The sequence below is a fragment of the Collinsella aerofaciens genome (assembly GCF_028207065.1).
GTDB lineage: Bacteria > Actinomycetota > Coriobacteriia > Coriobacteriales > Coriobacteriaceae > Collinsella > Collinsella aerofaciens_AR.
Map to the genome: position 1 here is coordinate 1 of NZ_JAQLFP010000064.1, position 1,354 is coordinate 1,354.

The 1,354-nt window shown below is 66.5% G+C and carries 1 protein-coding gene; it reads right to left on the reverse strand.

Translation table 11 applies throughout. The annotated features are described in order from the left end of the window. Nucleotides 1–49 precede the first annotated feature (49 nt). Nucleotides 50–1,168, reverse strand: coding sequence for an IS1249 family transposase (locus tag PMX72_RS10255; protein WP_271729944.1), 1,119 nt, complete (start codon nt 1,166–1,168; stop codon nt 50–52). Nucleotides 1,169–1,354 lie beyond the last annotated feature (186 nt).

A 1,354-nucleotide genomic window follows, 5' to 3' on the forward strand; every position in this document is an offset into this window, starting at 1 on the left:
GGCTTATAGGACAAAATGTGTGTCCCGATAGAACATCCGTTTCCATCCATTAATCCAGCCAGAACGGGTACGGGTCCCTGTGGTGGAGATCCTCCCACACGGCCCTGTCGCCCCACTCCGGCCCTCCGTCCTCGCGCGACGGCGAGGCGGAGTAGACGCTGAACAGGAAGTCGATGTCCGCGTCGGTCGGCATCGCGGCGAGCTTCTCGCGCGCCGTCCTCGCGTCCCCCGAATGAGCGTGGCACCACCAGAACACCGCCTTAACGCGCTCGGCCGACGTCAGCCCCCGGTGGTTGCGCAGGACGGCCCTCAGCTGCGAGTTCACCCCTCCCTCGATCATGTTGTTGGTCGACGGCAGCGGGCCGGCCTTGGCAAGGGCGGGGTCGAGGTAGGTGAACAGCGTCCCCGCCGACACCAGCGACGACAGCGACGAGCGCGCCCGCCTCAGCCTCTCGTGGGTGCAGGCCCTCCTGCCGTCCACCACGGTCCTGTCCTCCAGGAAGTCGGCCCAGAACCCGCACCAGTCGAGGTAGCGCTCGACCCAGAGCTCCGCCCGGTGCAGCGTCTCGATGCCCATGAGGTCGCGCGCGATGAGGTAGAGCTCGCGCCCCGCCTGGAGCTTCGGCCGCGTCGTCGTGTAGCGCCTGACCTGCGAGAAGGCGTGGAAGGTGCACCTCTGGACCCTGGTGCGCGGCCAGGTCTCGCGCACGGCCTTGGCGAACCCGCTCCCGCCGTCGGTGACGACCACCTCGGGCGCCGGGATCGGCGCCATGAGGGCCGACCACGCCCTCGAGTTCTCGGACCTGGCCATGTACCAGGAGACCACCCTCTCGCCGCTGCAGCATATGAGCACGACGAGGTCGCGCGCGACCCAGATCCCGTCGACGTAGAGCACGCGGTGGAGCTCGCCGTCGGGGACGGGCATGGGCCAGACCTCCCAGAACTCGGCCGTCCTGCGCCTGAAGGACCGCCCGCCGCCCGGCATCGCGGCCTGCGAGTCCTTCGAGAGGAGCCACCCGAGGAACTCCTCGAGCCTCGCCGCCGTGTCGTCGTACCTCACCGTCGTCGACGCGCCGCAGGCCGTGCACCTCCACCGCTGGGACCCCGATGAGGTCCTGCCGTTGCGCTTGGTCCGACCGCCGCAGTAGGGGCAATAAACGGCCTTCATGGGCACCTCTTCCGAAAGAGTATTTAACGGTTCCGGAAAAGGTTATCTACCTGCGGGAACGATAGGCAACCGGACACACATTCTGTCCGAGCGGTTAAAAGCGGGCACGGAATTTAAACGGCTAAAAAAGGGGCATCGACCTGCGCCGATGCCCCTAAAGTAGACACACATTTTGTCCTATAAGCC